General features: G+C 37.6%; 22 protein-coding genes and 1 pseudogene. 13 read left to right on the top strand and 10 right to left on the bottom strand.

From position 1 onward, the window contains the following. Positions 1-39 precede the first annotated feature (39 nt). The gene (locus EDC24_RS12635) at positions 40-1,341 is read left to right on the top strand and encodes an MFS transporter (RefSeq protein WP_124223188.1); all 1,302 of its coding nucleotides are present in this window, start codon (positions 40-42) and stop codon (positions 1,339-1,341) included. A 70-nt stretch (positions 1,342-1,411) separates the two neighbouring features. On the opposite strand, the gene EDC24_RS12630 is transcribed toward EDC24_RS12635, so the two are convergent. Continuing rightward, positions 1,412-2,326, bottom strand: a complete 915-nt coding sequence (locus tag EDC24_RS12630; RefSeq protein ID WP_124223186.1) for a zinc dependent phospholipase C family protein — start codon at positions 2,324-2,326, stop codon at positions 1,412-1,414. Between the two features lie 203 nt (positions 2,327-2,529). Between EDC24_RS12630 and EDC24_RS12625 the strand changes: the two genes are divergently transcribed. The 5 genes from EDC24_RS12625 (at position 2,530) to EDC24_RS12605 (ending at position 5,832) form a co-directional block, all read left to right on the top strand. Continuing rightward, complete coding sequence (locus tag EDC24_RS12625) at positions 2,530-3,228, top strand: CAP domain-containing protein (protein WP_124223184.1); 699 nt, start codon at positions 2,530-2,532, stop codon at positions 3,226-3,228. Between the two features lie 45 nt (positions 3,229-3,273). Continuing rightward, a complete protein-coding gene (locus tag EDC24_RS12620; protein WP_124223182.1) occupies positions 3,274-3,624 on the top strand; it encodes a hypothetical protein in 351 nt (116 codons plus the stop codon). Between the two features lie 28 nt (positions 3,625-3,652). Continuing rightward, positions 3,653-4,366 (top strand): YwaF family protein, encoded by a 714-nt coding sequence (locus EDC24_RS12615; protein ID WP_124223180.1) that lies wholly within the window; start codon positions 3,653-3,655, stop codon positions 4,364-4,366. Between the two features lie 43 nt (positions 4,367-4,409). Beyond that, positions 4,410-4,829, top strand: coding sequence for a large conductance mechanosensitive channel protein MscL (mscL, locus tag EDC24_RS12610; protein WP_124223178.1), 420 nt, complete (start codon positions 4,410-4,412; stop codon positions 4,827-4,829). A gap of 136 nt (positions 4,830-4,965) precedes the next feature. Further along, positions 4,966-5,832 (top strand): CAP domain-containing protein, encoded by an 867-nt coding sequence (locus EDC24_RS12605; protein ID WP_425455191.1) that lies wholly within the window; start codon positions 4,966-4,968, stop codon positions 5,830-5,832. 47 nt (positions 5,833-5,879) lie between these two features. On the opposite strand, the gene EDC24_RS12600 is transcribed toward EDC24_RS12605, so the two are convergent. Continuing rightward, positions 5,880-6,398 carry a hypothetical protein gene (locus EDC24_RS12600; protein ID WP_170158581.1) on the bottom strand — a complete coding sequence of 173 codons (519 nt, stop codon included), beginning with the start codon at positions 6,396-6,398 and terminating at the stop codon, positions 5,880-5,882. A gap of 221 nt (positions 6,399-6,619) precedes the next feature. Here EDC24_RS12600 and EDC24_RS12595 point away from each other — a divergent pair, with 221 nt between their 5' ends. Beyond that, a complete protein-coding gene (locus EDC24_RS12595) occupies positions 6,620-7,144 on the top strand; it encodes a GNAT family N-acetyltransferase (RefSeq protein WP_124223174.1) in 525 nt (174 codons plus the stop codon). Between the two features lie 137 nt (positions 7,145-7,281). On the opposite strand, the gene EDC24_RS12590 is transcribed toward EDC24_RS12595, so the two are convergent. Next, on the bottom strand, positions 7,282-7,809 hold the full coding sequence (locus tag EDC24_RS12590; protein ID WP_124223172.1) for a D-glycero-alpha-D-manno-heptose-1,7-bisphosphate 7-phosphatase: 528 nt from the start codon (positions 7,807-7,809) through the stop codon (positions 7,282-7,284). Positions 7,810-7,817: 8 nt separating this feature from the next. Beyond that, entirely contained in the window at positions 7,818-8,384 is a 567-nt protein-coding gene (locus EDC24_RS12585; RefSeq protein ID WP_124223170.1) for a hypothetical protein, read from the bottom strand. Between the two features lie 208 nt (positions 8,385-8,592). Between EDC24_RS12585 and EDC24_RS12580 the strand changes: the two genes are divergently transcribed. Beyond that, on the top strand, positions 8,593-9,132 hold the full coding sequence (locus EDC24_RS12580; protein ID WP_124223168.1) for a transporter: 540 nt from the start codon (positions 8,593-8,595) through the stop codon (positions 9,130-9,132). Between the two features lie 162 nt (positions 9,133-9,294). Here the strand turns inward: EDC24_RS12580 and EDC24_RS12575 are convergent, their stop codons facing one another. Continuing rightward, positions 9,295-9,618, bottom strand: a complete 324-nt coding sequence (locus EDC24_RS12575) for a YflT domain-containing protein (protein ID WP_124223166.1) — start codon at positions 9,616-9,618, stop codon at positions 9,295-9,297. Between the two features lie 12 nt (positions 9,619-9,630). Then, positions 9,631-11,211, bottom strand: coding sequence for an FAD-dependent oxidoreductase (locus EDC24_RS12570; protein ID WP_124223163.1), 1,581 nt, complete (start codon positions 11,209-11,211; stop codon positions 9,631-9,633). Positions 11,212-11,319: 108 nt separating this feature from the next. Here EDC24_RS12570 and EDC24_RS12565 point away from each other — a divergent pair, with 108 nt between their 5' ends. After that, positions 11,320-11,565, top strand: coding sequence for a hypothetical protein (locus EDC24_RS12565; RefSeq protein WP_124223161.1), 246 nt, complete (start codon positions 11,320-11,322; stop codon positions 11,563-11,565). Positions 11,566-11,770: 205 nt separating this feature from the next. Then, a complete protein-coding gene (locus EDC24_RS12560; protein ID WP_124223159.1) occupies positions 11,771-12,313 on the top strand; it encodes a GNAT family N-acetyltransferase in 543 nt (180 codons plus the stop codon). A 37-nt stretch (positions 12,314-12,350) separates the two neighbouring features. Here EDC24_RS12560 and EDC24_RS12555 read toward each other — a convergent pair whose 3' ends face one another. Then, positions 12,351-13,832 carry a potassium/proton antiporter gene (locus EDC24_RS12555; protein ID WP_124223157.1) on the bottom strand — a complete coding sequence of 494 codons (1,482 nt, stop codon included), beginning with the start codon at positions 13,830-13,832 and terminating at the stop codon, positions 12,351-12,353. 149 nt (positions 13,833-13,981) lie between these two features. Between EDC24_RS12555 and EDC24_RS12550 the strand changes: the two genes are divergently transcribed. Further along, positions 13,982-17,212 (top strand): AfsR/SARP family transcriptional regulator, encoded by a 3,231-nt coding sequence (locus EDC24_RS12550; protein ID WP_124223155.1) that lies wholly within the window; start codon positions 13,982-13,984, stop codon positions 17,210-17,212. 12 nt (positions 17,213-17,224) lie between these two features. Beyond that, positions 17,225-17,491 (top strand): hypothetical protein, encoded by a 267-nt coding sequence (locus EDC24_RS12545; RefSeq protein ID WP_124223153.1) that lies wholly within the window; start codon positions 17,225-17,227, stop codon positions 17,489-17,491. Between the two features lie 166 nt (positions 17,492-17,657). Here the strand turns inward: EDC24_RS12545 and EDC24_RS12540 are convergent, their stop codons facing one another. The 3 genes and pseudogenes from EDC24_RS12540 to EDC24_RS12530 all read right to left on the bottom strand — a co-directional run. Beyond that, the gene (locus EDC24_RS12540) at positions 17,658-18,005 is read right to left on the bottom strand and encodes a hypothetical protein (RefSeq protein ID WP_124223150.1); all 348 of its coding nucleotides are present in this window, start codon (positions 18,003-18,005) and stop codon (positions 17,658-17,660) included. 4 nt (positions 18,006-18,009) lie between these two features. Beyond that, entirely contained in the window at positions 18,010-18,303 is a 294-nt protein-coding gene (locus EDC24_RS12535; protein ID WP_124223148.1) for a hypothetical protein, read from the bottom strand. Between the two features lie 55 nt (positions 18,304-18,358). Next, a pseudogene (locus EDC24_RS12530) lies at positions 18,359-18,787 on the bottom strand (transposase); the annotation flags it as partial. Between the two features lie 151 nt (positions 18,788-18,938). Here EDC24_RS12530 and EDC24_RS12525 point away from each other — a divergent pair. Next, positions 18,939-19,535: a TetR/AcrR family transcriptional regulator gene (locus tag EDC24_RS12525; protein ID WP_245998167.1), complete on the top strand. Its 597-nt coding sequence runs from the start codon at positions 18,939-18,941 to the stop codon at positions 19,533-19,535. Positions 19,536-19,549: the final 14 nt, after the last annotated feature.

Below are 19,549 nucleotides of genomic sequence, written 5' to 3'. Positions count from 1 at the left end.
TATGCTAAAGAAAAAAGAATAGCAGAAAAGAGTGATGGTATGAATCGTAAACTGGAACGTAGCTGGATGATGTATGATTGGGCAAATTCAGCTTTTGCGACGACGATTATGGCCGCTGTTTTTCCAATTTTTTATGAGAGCGTAGCAGCGGTCAACTTGTCAGAGGGGGCAGCCACAAGCTATTACTCCTTCACTCAGTCGATTGCAGTAATGATTGTCGCCTTGATGGCACCAGTGCTTGGAGCCATTGCGGATTACTCGGCAGCGAAGATGAAGTTTTTGCGATTCTTCGCATATATGGGGATGGTGGCAAGCGTACTCTTATTCCTAGTTAATGAAGGTGACTACATATTTGCCAGTATTTTATTCATCATCGCATCGGTCGGTTTCTCTGGCGGTAATGTGTTTTATGACGCCTTTTTACCGCATGTATCGAAAAAAGAAGACTTGGACCGAGTGTCGACTTGGGCGTATGCTTTCGGCTACATCGGAGGCGGTCTATTACTAGCGGTTAATCTACTCATGATTATGAAGTATAGCTGGTTTGGTTTCACGAGTGAAAAGGTGGCTACACAAGTCGCATTTGTCACAGTTGGAATTTGGTGGTTTATTTTCTCCTTACCACTATTTAAAAATTTGAAAGAGGAGAAAAAGGAACCTCAAGGAAAGCGGACGCAATCGTTTTTATCAATTGGTTTCAGCCGAATTGGGGATACGTTTAAGACGCTTAAGCATTACAAGCAACTATTAATTTTTATATTAGCGTTTTGGATGTTCTCAGATGGAATTTCAACGATTATTCGAATGGCGACTTTTTACGGAGCAACGATTGGAATCGGTACAAACGATTTAATTGCTGCTTTACTCATCACGCAGTTTGTCGGTATTCCTTGTACATTATTTTTCTCAAAACTAGCACAGTGGACTTCACCTAAACGCGCATTGACGCTCGCATTGATGGTGTATGTGGTCATCGTCATCTTAGGGTATTTCATGACAACGGCTATGCACTTTTATCTACTAGCGATTTGCGTTGGTATGGTTCAGGGTGGTTCTCAAGCTTTAAGCCGATCCATTTATGCGAGAATGATTCCGCAACATAAACACGCTGAATTCTTTGGTTTTTACGGCATTACATCGAAATTCGCCGCCATTATTGGACCATTCGTGTTCGGTATTACAGCAGGACTTACGGATAGTAGCCGATTAGGAATTTTGTCTCTAATAGTATTTTTCATTGTCGGAATAGTACTGCTTCAGTTCGTGAATATTGAAAAAGGTGAACGAGAAGCCAAAGCATTAGAGGATCCATCAGATGTTGTGAAGGTAGAAGTGAAATAGGAAAAACTCGCGCCAACTGAAGGCGCGAGTTTTGTTTTATCGGCAGGTTTTAAAAGTTTACCTGCAGGTTTTATACAATCGGTTCAGCGTATTTGTTTTCGTGACCTTCGGATAATGGTCTTCCGGTGTCATATGAAACATTCCCTAATAAATCGAATGCAACGGAGCGGGCTTCGTCTACTGGTTTTTCCCAGTAACGCAAAATGGCATTAACAAGTGTGACTGCATCATCGCGTGCCTGTTTATATAAATCAATGAAACTTTCAGTACTAGGTTCCTGAGTCGCAGAGTGATGCCAAACTTCGTGACGTTCATTTAGATAGTCTGTCACTTCGCGAATAGGTCTATGAGAAATGGGTGGAATGACTTTAGAGAACAGCTTCGTCTTCCAACCATATGGATCATAGACAATTCTAAGGATGAGTTTCATATCTTGATAGGATTTTTGAAAAAATCCTTCATACAACGGAACATCATCACCGAAGTGGTCATCTAAAATTTTTTCCATCATGACGGCAAGGTAAGGATTTAACTCAAGCCCAATATCAATTTCACGATTGACGGGGTTTTCCCATGTTTTGATACTTTTAAAGTTCCACATCATGAGTGTGTCAATAATCGTCTCTAGTTTTTGGTGGTTATAACCGTCGTAGCCAGCTTTATAATGAATATATGGATGGGTTACCCGGTCTAGGACGTGATGTGTTATAAACCCTAATACATAGGCTTTCGTTTCGTTGGTTCCTGTTTTGGCGCCTTCAATCATATCCCGTAACACAGGGCCGCAACGGATTTTGTGCATCATTAAGCCTAAATCATTGATCTGAGAGTGTTTTGTCCACGGCCAAGGGTCATGATAGAAAAAGGGATCAGGCCCTTGTGCACCTAGATTAAAATAATCCCCATGCTCGCGCACTTCTCCTTGGAGTGGAACATATTCCATCACATCTTCACAAAATAATATATGTGTCCAGACGTTTGGCATCTTAACACCTACTTTTACTTCGGATTACATTATGATTTCTCCACGTAAGCCAAAATCCCTTCTTTTCTCCAAACTTTGTCAGATTAACGGGAAGTTTGTAAGGGAATAGGTTTATTAAGATAGATTTTTGTTTAAAATGTTGTTAGTCGGCTCTATAATAGAATTAAGCATCATGAAGGCGACAATGAGGAGGAAGAACGTCGATGTTTAAATTAATCAAATATGCCATCATTATTTTGGTATTTGGTTTTATCATAAATTCACTTCCAGAATCGATGTTTTCGGACGCAACGGATGAAACGGCTGTTGAAGATACATCTGAAGTACAAAAAGTGACCGACAGAGTGGAACATATCGTAACGAATGTTGACTGGGTGGATGTCACTGAGCAAGCAGTTGACGGTTTAAACCGAGCGGCAATGATGATCTCAACTTATTTAGGTGATGATAAAAACCAAGAAGTTGTTCCTGTTTTTCAAGATTCAGATGTGGATGGTACCGAACGAGATGACGACCAAGTGCATGAATTTGAACGACAGGTTCATGAATTAGTCAATGAAGAACGTGAAAAGCATGGTCTTGAGCCAGTTGAATTTTCAGTTGATGTCAGTCATGTTGCTCGCGCAAAATCACAGGATATGGCGGATGAAGACTATTTTAGTCACGAGTCACCGACATATGGCTCGCCATTTGAAATGATGGATGAGTTCGGTCTTAGATATGTAGCTGCAGGCGAGAATATCGCAATGGGTCAACGCTCACCAGAGCAAGTCATGGAAGGCTGGATGAATAGTGAAGGCCATCGGAAGAATATTTTGCAGGAAAAATTCACGCACATCGGCGTAGGGTTTATTAAAGATAACGGAACGTATTATTGGACGCAGATGTTTATTGGAAAATAACGACCGAATCACTTTGGTGTGGTTCGGTTTTTTAGGAGGATTATGATGTCACTTGAGAGAACTGATTATATATTGTTAGGAATTGTAGCGGCATTATTAGCGGTTGACCATTTTATTAGTGGATTACCGTTCCTATCATGGGTGTTTGTTGGGGTTGTCATTTATAGTTTGAATTATAAAAAGTATAAGGACACCACCTTAGTAGAAGTAAGAAGCTGGCAAGCCATTAGTACGGGTTTGTTCATCGTGATGATCTTAATTTTCTCAGCACTTGGAACGGTTGATGATCCATCGATTTCATTAGTCAATGGACTCGTTTGGTTTGCGATTTTGCTTTCAATTTTTGAGGTCATCTATCAAACCATTCAAATTAAAAAAGGGACGGATGACAGGTAAGGTTGTGTAAAAGGGGAGGAGAACTGAATTGGGGACGATATACGGGTTTGAGCAAGGCTCTTATTCATTTGGTTTGTTTTCGTTAAGTCACATAGTCATGATTTTGATTTCCATAATTTTAATCTGGTTAATATATCGATTTCAAGAAACGATTAGAGATAAATACAAATCGGTAACCAGATATGGTCTCATTTTCGTATTAGTATTAAGTGAGTTTTCATTTCACCTCTGGTTTATCATAAATGACCGCTGGGATCTTACAATCAACTTGCCTCTCCAGTTATGTTCGATCTCGTTGTATTCATGTACGTTTATGCTTATCACAAAAAATTATCGTTTATTTGAAGTAGCATTTTTCATTAGTATGACCGGAGCTTTAGTTGCTATAATTACTCCTGAGCTATTTTTCGGATACCCACACATTCGATTCTTTCAATTTTTTATCGCTCATATTGCCATTGTGTTAGCTTGCTTTTATATGCTATGGGTTGAAAATTATCGGTCGACGTTTGTGTCTGTCATCCGTTCATGGGTGACACTAAATGTGATTGCGATTTTCGTTTACGGAATTAATCGTCTAATTGGTTCTAATTATATGTTTTTAATGAGAAAGCCTAGTAATGCGAGTTTGATTGATTATTTAGGTCCTTATCCATGGTATATTCTTTCATTAGAGTTCGTGGCTATTTTATTATTTGTGATGATTTATCTCGTTTCACATAGAATGATATCTCGTTCTTAAATTGCATAGGATGAATTAAACAATTTTTTAGGGATGAGCGCTTATGTGGAAAGAGTTTAAACAATTCGCATTAAGAGGGAATGTGATCGAACTAGCGGTTGCTGTAATCATTGGAACGGCTTTTAGTAAAATCGTTGATTCACTGGTTAACGACCTCTTAGTACCTGTTTTGGGAATTTTAGCAGGTGGGACAAGCCTGAAGTTTTTAGTGTTGAATATTGATGGCGTTGTTATTCGATATGGAGCTTTCATTCAGACGACGATTGATTTTATGGTCATTGCCTTTTCCATTTTTATATTTATAAAACTATTTAACTACTTACGAGGAAAAGAAAGTGTCTCATTAAAGGAGGCGCCACATCCAAATCAGGAAGTGTTAACTGAGATTCGAGATTTGTTAAAAGACCAACAAAAACCAAAAAAGAAGAGTCCTTCTAAAAAGATGAAAATCAACATAAAGTAAATCCCAGAGCCGATAGGTATTTCGGCTCTTTTTATTTGCGTCAAACTTGGTATATATTAACTCTTTAAGTCTACGAATCTATTGTTATAATGAGAATTGTGGGGGTCAAGACATCTAAGGAGGTAATACCTTGAAAATGTTAAGACCAATTACGGCTATTGTTATTGCAGTAGTCATGTCAATTATTCTTGCTACAGGACAAGTAGCAGCATCAAGCCAACAAGATAGTTCGAATGCTCATGCATATACGTTCACAATGCCATTCAGTTTCTGGTTCCAGCAGGACAGTCAATTTGATTGGAATGACTTATTTAATCAATTTGGCCAAAATGGTGAAGAACAAGATCAACAAGAACAACCAGCTGAGCCTGAAGAATCTGAAGAACCATCAGGCGAACCAGTAGACAAGCCTGATCAGTATGAAGATGATAAAAATGAAGGTTCACAAAATGAACCAGCTGAGGAGCAACAACAAGAAGAAACAAATGAACAACCTCAGCAAGAAGAAACAAACAATGAAGCTCAACAAGAGGAGCCTCAGCAAGAAGAACCTGCTAATAATCAAACAGAAGAGCAATCGGCTCAAGAACAACAGCAGGATCAAAATCAGTCATCTGACTTACAATCATTTGAACAACAAGTGGTAGACCTAGTAAACCAAGAGAGACAACAAAGAGGTTTACAACCATTACAAGCTTCAAGTGAATTAAGTGATGTTGCACGTGATAAATCACGAGATATGGCAGAAAACAACTACTTCAGCCACACATCACCAACGTATGGGTCACCATTTGATATGATGCAGCAGTATGGTATCGACTATCGTACAGCCGGCGAAAACATTGCGATGGGACAACGCTCACCAGAGCAAGTCATGGACGGCTGGATGAACAGTGAAGGTCACCGTGAAAACATTCTAAGCAGTGACTTCACGCATATCGGCGTTGGCTATGTTGAAGCAAACGGAAAAACGTATTGGACACAAATGTTCATTGGAAAATAAATAGATATTTAAAAAGACTTAGAGCTTGAGGGCTCTAAGTCTTTTTACTATTTCTCGTGAATCGATAGGTTGTAAAACGTTTCAAACATCATAAAGTTACCAGAAAAACCTACATAAAGATTACCCATTAGAATACGAAGGTCTTTTCTAGAATGTGTCTTATCATTTTGTAAATCAATAATTCTTTCTTCTAAAAACAGCATACTTTCTAAACTGATACTTAAGTATTGTTTTTGGTCCTCTGTGTAATCCTCTCTGACTAACAATTCAATGATGTAGTCTCTCGTATTTTGGACTAAGAATAATTGTTCACTCAAGAAGTTCCGATCTACTTTTACAGAATCGCTATTAGTTAACCAGTCCTGGTCAAACATTTGAAGTATGTAATTGGTGCGGTCGATAGTTAAACTATTATCTATATCTAAGCTAAGTGAATCATAATCATTCTCGAATGAACTTTTGAATTTCTCCAGGTCATTTACATATTGATCAACAACGACTTTATCCGGATTAAACGTGTAACTTTTATATAAACTAAAAGTTGAAAATGGATAAAACCAAGTCATCAAAAGTATAAATGCAACCAGGATGCCAATTATGCTTAGGCTTATCTTTTTAGTTTTTGAACTCATAATAATCTCCTTAAGATTCAAAATAATTAATATATAAAGATTAACACACAGACGAAAATGTTCAATAGAGCATGATTAATTGGGTTACAATAATAGAAGTATGGGATATGGTTATGTTAGACTCGTATACATGTAAGTCATAAGGGGGTATCCAGATGGTTTTTGAAACGGACCGCATCTATTTTCGTAAGCTAGGAAAAGATGACGTAAAAACACTTTATAAATGGCACAATGACGTCGAAGTATTTACAAACATGAGGTCATCACTGGATTTATATAATCATGAGGATATTGAAGAATTTTACGATAAAGTCAAAGAGGGTAAAAACTTTGTTATCGTAGAAAAAGAGAGTAACACAGATATCGGAAGCATTTCTTTAGTTGGTTTAAGTTTCAGACAGCGCAACGCTGAAATTTTATTGCTGATTGGCGAGAAAGATTACTGGGGCCAAGGTTATGGGAAAGAAGCTTTTCGATTACTCTTGAATTACGCTTTTAACGAATTGAACTTACATAGACTCAGCCTAAAAGTTTTCTCCTATAATCAGAAGGCTAAGAAAATGTATGAAAACTTAGGCTTTCAGGTCGAAGGAAAGTTAAGGGAATCCTTCTTCAGAGATGGCGAATGGCATGATATTTATATTATGAGTATGTTGCAGAAAGACTATTTTGAGCAGTAAACCTGCGGGTAAATCTGAAAAACTTGCTTGTAAATTTGAAAAAGCTGCGGATAAATTCTCAAAACCTGCAGGTAAATTAAGAAAACCTGCTTATAAACCACCAAAACTTGCGTGTAAAAAAGCTTGAGGCAACCGCCTCAAGCTTTTTCATCTTCTAAAATCCATTCAACTGCTTCGCTTAAATCATTAAAGCTTTTGTAAGCCTCTGGATGTGTGCTAACAACCATTAAACTCTTAATTCCAACCGCGTTACCTGCTTCGATATCCGGTTCGCGATCTCCTACTAAGTAACTTTTCATAATATCGACGTCATAATCGTCAATGAGATCAAGAAGCATTTGTGAACCAGGTTTGCGGCAATAACAATTTTCGTGCGGTGCATGTGTGCAGGCCATAATCTCATGAATGTGCGCACCTTGCTTAGCCAGCTCACGCGCCATATGATCATGAATGGTATTCAGTTCATCCTCTGTCATATATCCAAGGCCTACGCCACCTTGATTTGTAACAACAAAAACTTTAAACCCAGCATCGTTTAGCTGTTTAATGGCTTCTGGAACACCATCTAAAATATATAAATCTTCAGGACGGTTAACGAATTTAACTCGATCCGTTTTGACTTCGTTAATAACTCCATCTCGATCTAGAAAAACTGCTTTATTCACTTGATGTTTCATCCTTCCGTGTTAATATGTGTCTCCTCGTAGTCTGTATGCTCATCTAAATTTCTAAATTTAAAAATCAGGACTATAAATACTATCTGTGCTATAAAACCTGCTATAGCAAGTCCGATAATAAGCCCCAAAGATGAACTGAAGTTTATCGCAAAGGTACTTACGAATGTGACTAGGATCATGGTGATTAAGTAACCTTTCATCGTATTTTTACTACGACTTTCAAGCTCTGTTTGATTATAAGCCTGTGCTAGTTCAATTAATAATAGAAAGATAAAATAAGCTAACACAATATTTAATATACTAACAGCTGAAGAATAAAAATTCCAGTACTCACTTATGACTGTTGCATCGTCAATTATAATTTGAGGTATGGATACCACAACTAATATGTACGTAAAGGCTTTAGCTGTTTTAGCTGGTTGATAGTTTTGCGAAAAGTCATTAAGTCCACTGGCTACTAAAATATAACCTAGTGGGTTCATTAACAAATCAAATGAATTGATTCTAAAATCAAAAAAGACGATGATTAATCCCCAAAAAATTAATAATATACTTTTTCTCATTATTGTTTTTCCCCTTTTTATTCAATTAATTCTTTAATTTGAGATTGAGTTCAGGGTTGGCTTTATTCGTGATGTCCCCTTATAGTTATAGCTCCATAATACCAGTTATTTCATTAGAAAAAAATGGTTGATTGGGTGGACAGACACCCAACCTCTTCACGCTTACATAATATGATTATGTGACGTCGTTTTAGAAAGGAGAACTATAATGAACGGATTTCATCAAGATCCTTATCGTCAAACTGGTGGAGGTCTTTTTGGACAATTTCCAGGTGGACAGCAAGGTGGAGGCTTTCCAGGGTTTCCGCCAGGGCAAGGGCTGGGTCCAGGTTCTGGATTCCCTCCGGGGCAAGGGCCTGGATTTCCTGGGCAGGGTGGACCTGGTCAAGGACCGGGCTTTCCAGGTGGACCAGGTTTCCCAGGACAGGGTGGACCTGGCCAAGGACCGGGATTCCCAGGCGGACCAGGCCAAGGACCAACAGGAGGACCACCACAATCTCCACCGCCATCGTTCACGCCTCAACAAGGAGGGCAGGGCGGTCAGCCGAGTGTTCAAGCGGTTGATCCCGGATCGATTCGTGGGTGTTTGTATCGCTACACCTACATCTGGTTAGATAATCGTCAGCGTTTTTGGTTCTACCCAACATATGTAGGCAGACGCTCGGTCTCTGGCTATCGTTGGACCGGTTTCTTCTGGGTGTATTACGGTGTTGATTTAAGAAGAATCGACTCTTTCCAGTGCTACTAAAAGGTCTGAAAAAAGAAAAATTAATACCGTTTCGACAACATTCGCGCTTAATAATTTCAAAAAAGGGTCTAAACCTCTTATAACAGGATCTGAATTAAACAAAAAACGGGCTAAAAAACGTCTCAACCAGATTTTCAATCACCTGGTTGAGACGTTTTTAAATTACTGTTGAAGAATCGACTCGATGTCGTGCTGACCTTTAACGATTAGAAGGATTTTTCCTTCGTCAAGCATGGCTTCATATTGTTCGGCGCTTGATTCTGATACGCCTACATCTTCTAATTTGGCGCGGAGCTCGTCGCCTTTTTGTTTAAAATTACTTTGTGATAAGTTAATCGAATTAGCTTGTGTGTCTTCGACTAAATCCTGCGTATGTTCATCATCGTGCGCCAAAACGTAGATATCTTGTTCGTTAATACCTGCCTTCATTAATTTTTGAACGTCTTGTTCTAAATTTTGATCGGTTTTATAATCTTTTACAAACATTTAAATTCCTCCTTAATATCCTGAACTGTCATCATCAAATTTAAAGTCATCTAACATATGGTGGTCATGTTTTTGCAGTGGTGCTTCTGCGGGGCCTTCAATAACTTCGCCTGTATATGAAAAACGAGAGCCATGACAAGGGCAATCCCACGAGCGTTCAGATTCATTCCAATTCACTTCACAGCCAGCATGCGTACACGTCGTATCAACAATATGGACCTCACCATCTTTGTCTTTATAAGCCCCTTTACGCTCGCCGTCGACTCGAATAGTGGTGCCTTCGTCAAAATCTAAATCTTCAACCTTAGCTCTTGGCATTTCCATTTTGCCTTTAACCAAATGCTTGGCCATATCCAAGTTTTCCATAAAGAACTTCTTCAAACTCGGATCTGGTGAAAAACGCGAAGGGGAGAACAATTCTTGATATGGGTTTAAATTGCCTAATACGATGTCACTCATTAATTTGGCAGCGTTCGTTCCATTCGTCATTCCCCACTTACGATAACCGGTTGCGATTAAAACGTTTTGGCGCTTTTTCGTAATCGCCCCGACGTAAGGGATTTTGTCTAGAGTGATTAAATCCTGAGCTGACCAGCGTTGCAAGATCTCATACTCACCCTCTGTAAATATGTCATCACAAAACCGTTTTAAGTTTTTGAAGTGTTCCATCATGCCTTGCCCTTGTCCGGTTTTGTGATCTTCACCATTAATTAAATAAATTTCTTCGCCATTATAATGAGCTTTTCGAATGGAGTGTTCCGGTTTATCCACGCTTAAATACATGCCACCAGGATAAGGTTTATTAGCTTTTACCGCTAAAACATACGAGCGACTCGCGTACATCCGGGTTGAATACAAGCCTGTTCCTTCATAAAACGGAAAGTGAGAACATGCTAACACATAATTAGCCTTTACTCTAAATCCATCTTTCGTAACAACCACAGCTGCACCGTTTGAGTCTTCAACGTCAACAGCTGTCGTTTGTTCGTAGATTTGCCCGTTTTTCTCAGTAATCAGTTGAATGAGGTGTGTCAGATACTTCAGCGGGTGAAACTGAGCTTGGTTTTTCATTGAAAGAGCATTCTCAATCGTAATATTAAATGGGATTTCAGTTTCTAACTTCCCTTTAATATTTAAGTTCTCATAAGCCTGATACTCTTTTTCAAGTTTGTTTTTGTATTCACCTGATGTTGAAAATAGGTAAGCATCTTGTTTTTCAAACTCACAGTCGATTTGATAATTCGTAACTAGCTCTTCGATGAGGTGTAACGCATCCGTGTTGGCCTCGTAATACATCCTTGCTGTGTTGTAACCCATCTTACTCAGTAAATCATTATAAATGATTTCATGCTGAGCGGTTACTTTGGCCGTAGTGTGTCCAGTCGTTCCGTTTAATAACGTATTGGCATCTAGTAGCACAACATTAACATTTTGTTGCGTTAATAAGTATGCTGCTGTGATGCCCGTGATTCCGCCTCCCACGATAACAACATCAGCTGTTACGTCTTGCGTTAATGGCTCAAATGTTGGGATAGACACCTCATCATGCCATATCGAATGAGACTCATCTGGTATATTAGGTTTAACCACCATATTTCCCTCCGTAACTTTAAATACACAATTTGACTTTATTGTTTGTGAAAAGGTCTAAGGATATTCAATCAAAGTTTTTTATTGTAAAATGAACTTGGAGGGATTCAAATGGGAACAGGCGTATTTGTTATTATTGGATTTCTATTTGTTTTAACATTGGTCGGAACATTTTTAATTGGTAAAACGGAAAACGACAAAATAAAAAAACGTGAAGGGGAAACGGCTAAAGACGAGTTACAGCGATCTTGGAATTACGAATCATCTTCATTAAAAACGAATATCCCATCACTACTAATCATTTATGTCATTTTTATTGTCGGCGGAATAGTCGCTCTTGCAATCTATATTTTCTAATATTACCAGTCTGTAACAATTTTTTAATCATTGTGTAATATAAAAATGACACGAAGAATGATACTCTAATAGTAGAAAGCAAGTAAAAATGGCTAGTTTCCCCCTAGTTATATAAAAGGTTGTAAGCGTTTTTAGCTACAGGCGGACTGTAGCTAAATTTTTTTGTTATAATATTAAAAATTAGCACTAATTAGGTGGGGATTAAATGAAGCATATATTTGGTAAAATGCCGACTTTAGAAACAGACAGAACGCTTTTAAGACCAATCGACCATCATGATGCAGAAGACATGTTTGAGTATGCATCTAAGCATGAAGTGGCAGATCAGGTCACTTGGCCTGTCCATCAAACGATTGAAGACACGCATCAATTTATCGATATCGTACTGGACCGCTACCAATACGGAAAAGTCGCTCCTTGGGGCATTTATCATAAACAAGATAAAAAAATAATCGGAACCGCTGATTTCGTTTGGTGGAACTCCGATCATAGCGTTGCTGAAATTGGTTACGTACTATCTCCAGAATATTGGGGTCAGGGCATTGTTCCTGAAGTGGTTAAAACGATTGTTGATTTTGGATTTAATGAAATGAACTTAGTCCGTATTCAAGCGAAATGTTTTGACCATAACCCAAATTCCGAACGCGTGATGCAAAAAGTCGGGATGGAATACGAAGGTTTGATGAAGAAACGTTATTATGTAAAAGGTGAGTATAAAACCATAAAAATCTATGCAATCGTAAAATAAAAGGGACTGCCTCGCAACTTATGAGGACAGTCCCGTCTTATTTTTGATCTTTCTTTTTATTTAACATTTTCTTAAGTTCATCTTTGTATTTCCGTGAAACTAAGATGTATAAGAAGTCGCCAGGCTTAATCTCCGTATCGCCATAAGGTGTGATCAACCTGTCACCTCTTACGATGGCACTAATTGTAGCGCGTTTAGGAAAGTCGATGTCTTTTAACTTATGACCGACTACGTCATTGTCTTGATTGGCTTGGAATTGAACCATCTCAGCGTTCGCTTTGGCAATTGAAATCAATTCAATCGAATGGTGTGGTGTATCTTTAACTGGTCCCATTAAGCCTAGTTTTGACGCTAAAACATTAATGGTTGATCCCTGTACTAGAGCTGATGTTAAAACAACGAAAAAGATAATGTTAAAAAATAACGCTGCGTTATCTAATCCAGCGACAATTGGAAATGTCGCAAGTACGATTGGAACAGCACCACGTAAGCCAGCCCATGACAAAAACAGTTTTTCACGATTCGAGTATTTCATCTTAATTAATGAAGCATAGACAGCTAACGGACGAGCAATGAATATTAATACAAATGATATGATTAACCCTTGGGTAATAACATCGATTTGGAAAACATGCTCTGGGAAGGCCAATAGTCCGAGAATAACGAACATTAAAATCTGAGCCATCCAAGCGAATCCTTCATTAAATTGAGAGATTGAATATCTATACGTTAATTCTAAGTTTCCAATGACAAGTGCAGCTACATACACCGCTAAAAATCCACTTGCTTCTAAAAGTGAAGCAACACTATACGTAATAAGTCCAAACGATAGAGTGAAAATAGGATATAGACCAGATGATTCTAAGCTTATTCGATTAATTGAGAAAGAAGCTAGTCTTCCAATACCTATCCCTAATAGTAAGCCAACTCCCATTTGCCATAAGAATGAGGGAAACATATTCCAGAAACTTGTATCTGGCTGGTTAATGATTTCAATAAACATAATAGTTAAAAAGACAGCCATTGGATCGTTTGTCCCTGATTCTGCTTCTAATGTAGCTCCCAACTTTGCTTTAATATTACGTTCTTTTATAGCAGCAAATACTGCTGCGGCATCTGTGGAACCAACAATTGCACCAAAAAGAAATGCCTCTGGCCAACTGACATCTAAAACTAAGTGGACGGCAAAACCAGTAATGAGAGAAGTTAGTAAAACACCTAATGTTGCAAGGGAAATAGAGGGTACAGCGACTGGTCGCACGGTCTTCCATTTCGTCTGAAGACCACCTTCAAAAAGAATAATAATTAATGCTAAAATACCGATCATTTGAGCTATTTCAGCATTATCAAAATATATGAACCCTAAGCCATCGCTCCCAATTAGCATTCCAACTAAAATGAATAATACTAGAGAGGGCAGGCCAATACGGTTCGAGAATTTTGCGGCAAACACACCGCTAATTAATAAAAAGGCTATAAGAAAAATAATTCCATCGTTCTCAAATGAACCAAATTGCATGGCAGTTCCCCTTTATTCAAACATTCCTAATTTTATTTTATCACAAACCATTTTTAATTGCTTTTGTTGAACTTGCACTTACAAAAGTTGTATAACCATTTTTATGTTAAAATAATCGTAACAATATTTTGACAAAAAGGAGGCTTTGGATGAGTAATCAAGTGCCCATATTAGAATCTCAGTTCTCTCCACCGGTTGTAAAAGACCGATATATTCAACGGGTTAATTTACATAAAAAAATGCAGCTCATTCCAAGCTATCCTGTCACGTTAATCTATTCTAGTGCTGGATATGGTAAAACCATGGGTCTCAGTTCTTATGTTCAATACGCTAAGCAACCAGTATGTTGGCTGACGATTACTGAATATGATCAGGATTTCTTATCCTTTATGACTAAATTCATTCATTCTATTCAAAAGACTGAACCAGATTTCGGTGTTAAACTTTTGAAAAGTCTCAAAGATTATCACTACCATGTTCGTGAACATGAAGTTTGGTCGATGATGACGGATGTCGTAAATGAATTGGAGTTACTGGGCCAAGACTTGATTTTAATATTAGATGATGCGCATCATTTAATGCATGCGCATTCAATCAATAAATTTTTACAGCTACTAACTCAACATTTACCTGAAAATATTCACTATGTATTAACGGCTAGGTCTAAACCTAATTGGAGTAGTTTATCTAGGTTAAAGGTCAAAAATGAACTGCTTGAAATTGAACAAAAAGATTTGGCCTTGAGTCTAGATGAGGTCACGCATTTTATTCAAGATATCCATGAGATTGACTTAAATGATGATGACCTAAAGCAGATCTATGACTTAACAGAGGGTTGGCCGATTGCATGTAGTATGATGGTACAGCAATTAAACATGGGACAATCGATTTCATCGCTAATTCAAATGAAACAAGATGGGTTAACCGATTTAATAAAATATATGCAGGAAGAAGTATTCTTAAAACAGCCATCTATTGTCCAGAAATTTTTAGAACAGACGAGTGTTTTAGAGTCAATCACTGTTGAAGCTAGCGATCGCCTACTTCGGATTAATAGTTCTCAACAAATGCTAGAAGATCTAGAAGAACAGAATTTGTTTATCCATCAGATAGATCATGGCACATTTCGTTTTCATCCTATATTTAAACTATACTTAGAAAATCGGCTGAGATATTCAAATTATGATGAGTATGAGTTTTTGCATCGTGAAGCGGCTTATTATTTTGAGGAAACTCAGGATTTAAGCAAGTCGATTTACCATCACTTACAAATTAAGCAATATAGAGTTGCGGCGAAAATATTGAGTGATTATGGTCAAGTCATGTTAAAAGAAGGAAAACTTGATCGAATGGCAACATTTCTTGAGCAAATTCCTGAAGCTAACCTAGTGGATTTTCCAATACTTAAATATTTTGAGGGTGAGCTTTTACGGTATCGTGCTAAATATGAAGCGGCTGAGGAATGTTATAATTCAGCAATAGAGCTTGCAGATGACGATCAAAATCTATATGTCTTAAGTATGGCGTTTGAAGGCAAAGCACGAATTTACTTAGATACGATACGGCCGGATCAAGCAGATCATATTTTAAGAAAAGCCATTGAATACCGAGAGCCATTAGATGTGAAAAATGAGGAGAAAGCTCGTCTGTATCATATGTTAGGCGAAAATTTACTCAACCTAGGTTATGCAAATAAAGCTGAATTTTGGTTAGATAAAGCAAAAGCCTTTCAACTTCGAGAGGATGAATCTAATTTAGAGGCTAGAATCTATTTAAGGACAGGGAGATTATATCAAGCCCGTCAGTTTTTAATGGATAAAAAGGAACAGTTAGCTAAACAAGAATTAGACCACCTTCCTCAATCTTATCGTGAGACCGATATTTTGTTATCCATTGTTGAATCATTTATGGGGAACGCAGAAGACGGAAAAACGTTAGCAGAACAAGGTTTACAATTAGGAATAGAAAATGAATCATTATTTATTGAGGCTTGTGGCTGGATGAGAATGGGGCATGCTGTTCAGTTAATTCCAAGATATGATCGGGAATTATCTGTCCAGTGTTACGAACATTCATTAGAACTGATGGATCAGCTCAACATTTCTCGTTTGAAAGCAGAGCCTTATATGGGATTGTGTATGTTATATGGTTTAGCAGGTGAGTATGAAAAAGCTTATCATGCCGGGCAAATGGGACTTCGAGAAACTGAACTTGTCAAAGATATGTGGCTATCAGCGGTAATCAGGTTATGTATTTCGATTGCTTCTGTTCATTGTAAACGTTATGACTATGCTTTGGAATCGTTAGAAGAGACGAGGCATCATTTCGAAGCGTGTGAAGATGATTATGGATTAATGATTGTTGCTTTCTGGAAAGCTTACTTAGCATTTGAAACTAATGATGATGAAACGTTTAACTCAGAAATTCGAGAGTTTCTAAGGCGCCTCCAGACGGGTTCTTACGACTATTTTCTAAAGAAACGTACGTATTTTGGACCAATTGATTTACAGTTGATGGCACCTCTGTTACACCAGGCACGAACTCGAGGTATTTATGAAACGTATGTCACACGCATGATTTATGAATTAGGTTTCGGCGATCTAGAGAGACATCCTGGTTATACGCTTCGAATCAAGGCTTTGGGTGAATTTAAGCTGTTTGTTGCGAATGAACAAGTAAATGATTCGGATTGGTCGAGAGCTAAGTCTAAGGAATTGCTGGAACTTTTAATTACAAATCGCCATACGACGATGACGAAAGAAGAAATTTTTGATGAACTATGGCCTGACCAAGATGAAACGGCAGCTAACAAAAGCTTTAAAGTGACGTTGAATGGTTTGCTGAAGATCCTAGAGCCACACCGGAAAGCACGTGAGGACTCGTTCTTTATCTTACGTTCAGGAAGCTCATATCGGCTGAACCCTCAGTCTGGCTATGAACTAGACATCCATTTATTTGAAGATTTTATTCAATCAGGGTTAGATGAGGGGCATCCTGAAAAATCAAAAGAGCTGTTGTTAAGAGCCTTAAAGTTATATGAAGGTGATTATTTATCTAACCATCGGCCAGTGGATTGGTTAATTCACGAACGAGAGCGCTTGCAAGTTTTATTTTTAAGAGGAGCTGAAAAACTAGCTCAAGTTTCTGTTAGATTAGAAGACTATCATACCTGTATACACTGGTGTCAGGAAATACTTTCGAGAGACCAAACATGGGAGGAAGCGTATCGGTTGCTCATGTACTGTTATTATCAGCAAAACAATCGACCACAAGCTATTAAATGGTATAGACGTTGTGAAGAGATTTTAGAAAAAGAACTCGGGATCGAGCCGATGAAAACGACCCAAGACATGTATGATATGGTAATGGAGTTTATTTAGGGGGGATTAAAAGTGTTAGGATATGTGATTTCATTAATAATTCCTATATTAATTATAATTGTTTTATTCCGCAATATAAAGAAGGACAAGAAGTCTTCAGAACACCGTGATACAAACAACTATACAACTGAAGATCATTCGTTAATTAGCTACACACCTTATGACGATATTACGATGGGTACTGTTCCCGAAGTGAAAAAAGACAGACCTAATGAAGATACTAAACATCAAGTTGGTTATGTTGAAGATTCTGAACGTCATAAAGAGAGTGATACTTAATATGTTGACACCTCGTTATTTTGAGGTGTTTTTTATTTATTTGGCTCTGTTAAAGTTTAGTGTTGATAAATACAGAAAAAAGCGGAACTTCCTTAAAACAAGAAGTTCCGTTGGTTTTACTGTCTTATTGAACTAACGCCCCCGTTAGTTCAATAACGGCGATAAATTATTGTTTAAACTCATGGATTTGATGAAATCCAGCAGATAATGCACCAAACAACCACAATGTTGCGAAAGTAACAATAAAAACTTCTTTCCATATTTCCTTCCAAATCCTTTTAACAGTAAATTCCTCTTTATCTCCAATAATACTTTCTACTTTTTGGAATGGCGTTCTTAAAAGAATGCTCATTACAAATAAAAAAATATTCTTAAACCTCTTATTTTGAGAAATCATTGATATTTTATACAGAGAATAAAATATAGCAAATATTACAACGAACAAATAAACCCCAATCACTATAACTATTCGAAACTGTACACCAGTGATATCCGTAGCTTCTGGAAAAAACATTGTCTCACTTCTTCCGTTTCAATTCCTGCTGTTTAGCTTTTGTCATAATGATGTTTAAAATTGCTAAAACCATTATTCCAAATAAAATAAATACACCAATAATTATGATACTATTCAATATATCTAAATTGAATGAAATAGCTAATACAAGCCCTAGTGTTAAACCTATTAATGCACCAACTGACAAAAATACTTTTGTTTGATTTAAGCCTTTTTTATAAACCAGATAAAACCCAAGTGTCATAAATAAAATCGGGATAATGATGGGTGTGACATTGTTTAAAAAATCGTTAATCATGGAACGCCCCTTTGTAAAAGCCATTACAAATAGCATTTCCGTGTTACTTTATCAGTATGAGTTTATGTCTCCAGTAGAATAAAGTAATGTGTGTAACACCCTTAGTCAGTGATGCTGATTTTCTCAAAGAGTAGCCTTCAATCATACATTCGATGAACTTTATCCATTTATCTAAATGGCGATTACGGTATAGAACGGTGTTAGTAAGGTCGGTGAACGTCTTTCGACAAGCTTTACAACGATAACGTTGCTTTGTCACTTCATCGCCTCCAACAAGCGTCGTATACTTACCAAAACGAACGACGTGTTCTGATTCACAATCGGGGCATTGATACCCTTCTTTGTTTTTGCGTTCTGCAAACTCCTCAAGGAAATTATCAGTCATTGAGGAAGCAGTAAGAGCATTGATTAAATATTCTTTTAACCGATGCTTTTCTGCGGAGTTAAGTTTTTGAATTTCTTTTACAATATCAACGGCTCTCACTACTACCACCTCAACTTATTTGACCTTATTATAGAACGTTTGTTCTAATAAATCAAATATCAACAACAAACTTTAACAGAGCCATTTATTTAAATATTCAATTGACATTTCTGAATATTTTTTATAATCTAAAAAGTGAGAGGTGAGTCACTTGTCACAAATTAAACAACCACAAACAAAAAAAGGACAGGAAACGCGTAAGAAGATCTTAGCGACAGCTGAAGAAATTTTCGGTGAGAAGGGGTACTTTGAGACATCCGTTGTTGATATTACGCAGCGAGCGGGAGTTGCTCAAGGAACTTTTTATAAGTATTTTCCGACTAAAAAAGATATTTATGATGAACTCGTTTACCAATTAAGTCGTGATCTAAGACTCTACATCAAAGAACATATGGACCGGAGTGAAGATTTTGAAACGACCCAAAGACAAGGATATCTAGCGTTCTTTAAATGGGTGAAAAATCATCAAAATTTATATAGTGTCATCCAACAGGCTGTTCTCGTCGATCCAGAGATTTATAGATGGTATTACGAAAAGCTAGCGGCTGGTTTCATTAAGGCGTTGGAAGATGCTATGGAGAAAGGAGAGTGCAGACGTTTAGATTCTGAGACAATTGCCTTCTGTTTAATGGGAATTGGTCAGTTTATCGGCATGAGATGGATCTTATGGGATGATAAGGAAGTTCCGGAGCAGGTGTTTGAAGATGCGATGGAATTTGCTTTTCGAGGAATCAATTTAACTCAGTGAAAAGGAGGATACCT

Source organism: Aquisalibacillus elongatus, assembly GCF_003843875.1.
In the GTDB taxonomy this organism is placed as follows: Bacteria; Bacillota; Bacilli; order Bacillales; family Alkalibacillaceae; genus Aquisalibacillus; species Aquisalibacillus elongatus.
The sequence above is the reverse complement of the archived record's forward strand: the minus strand, read 5'-3'. Positions and strand labels throughout refer to the sequence as shown.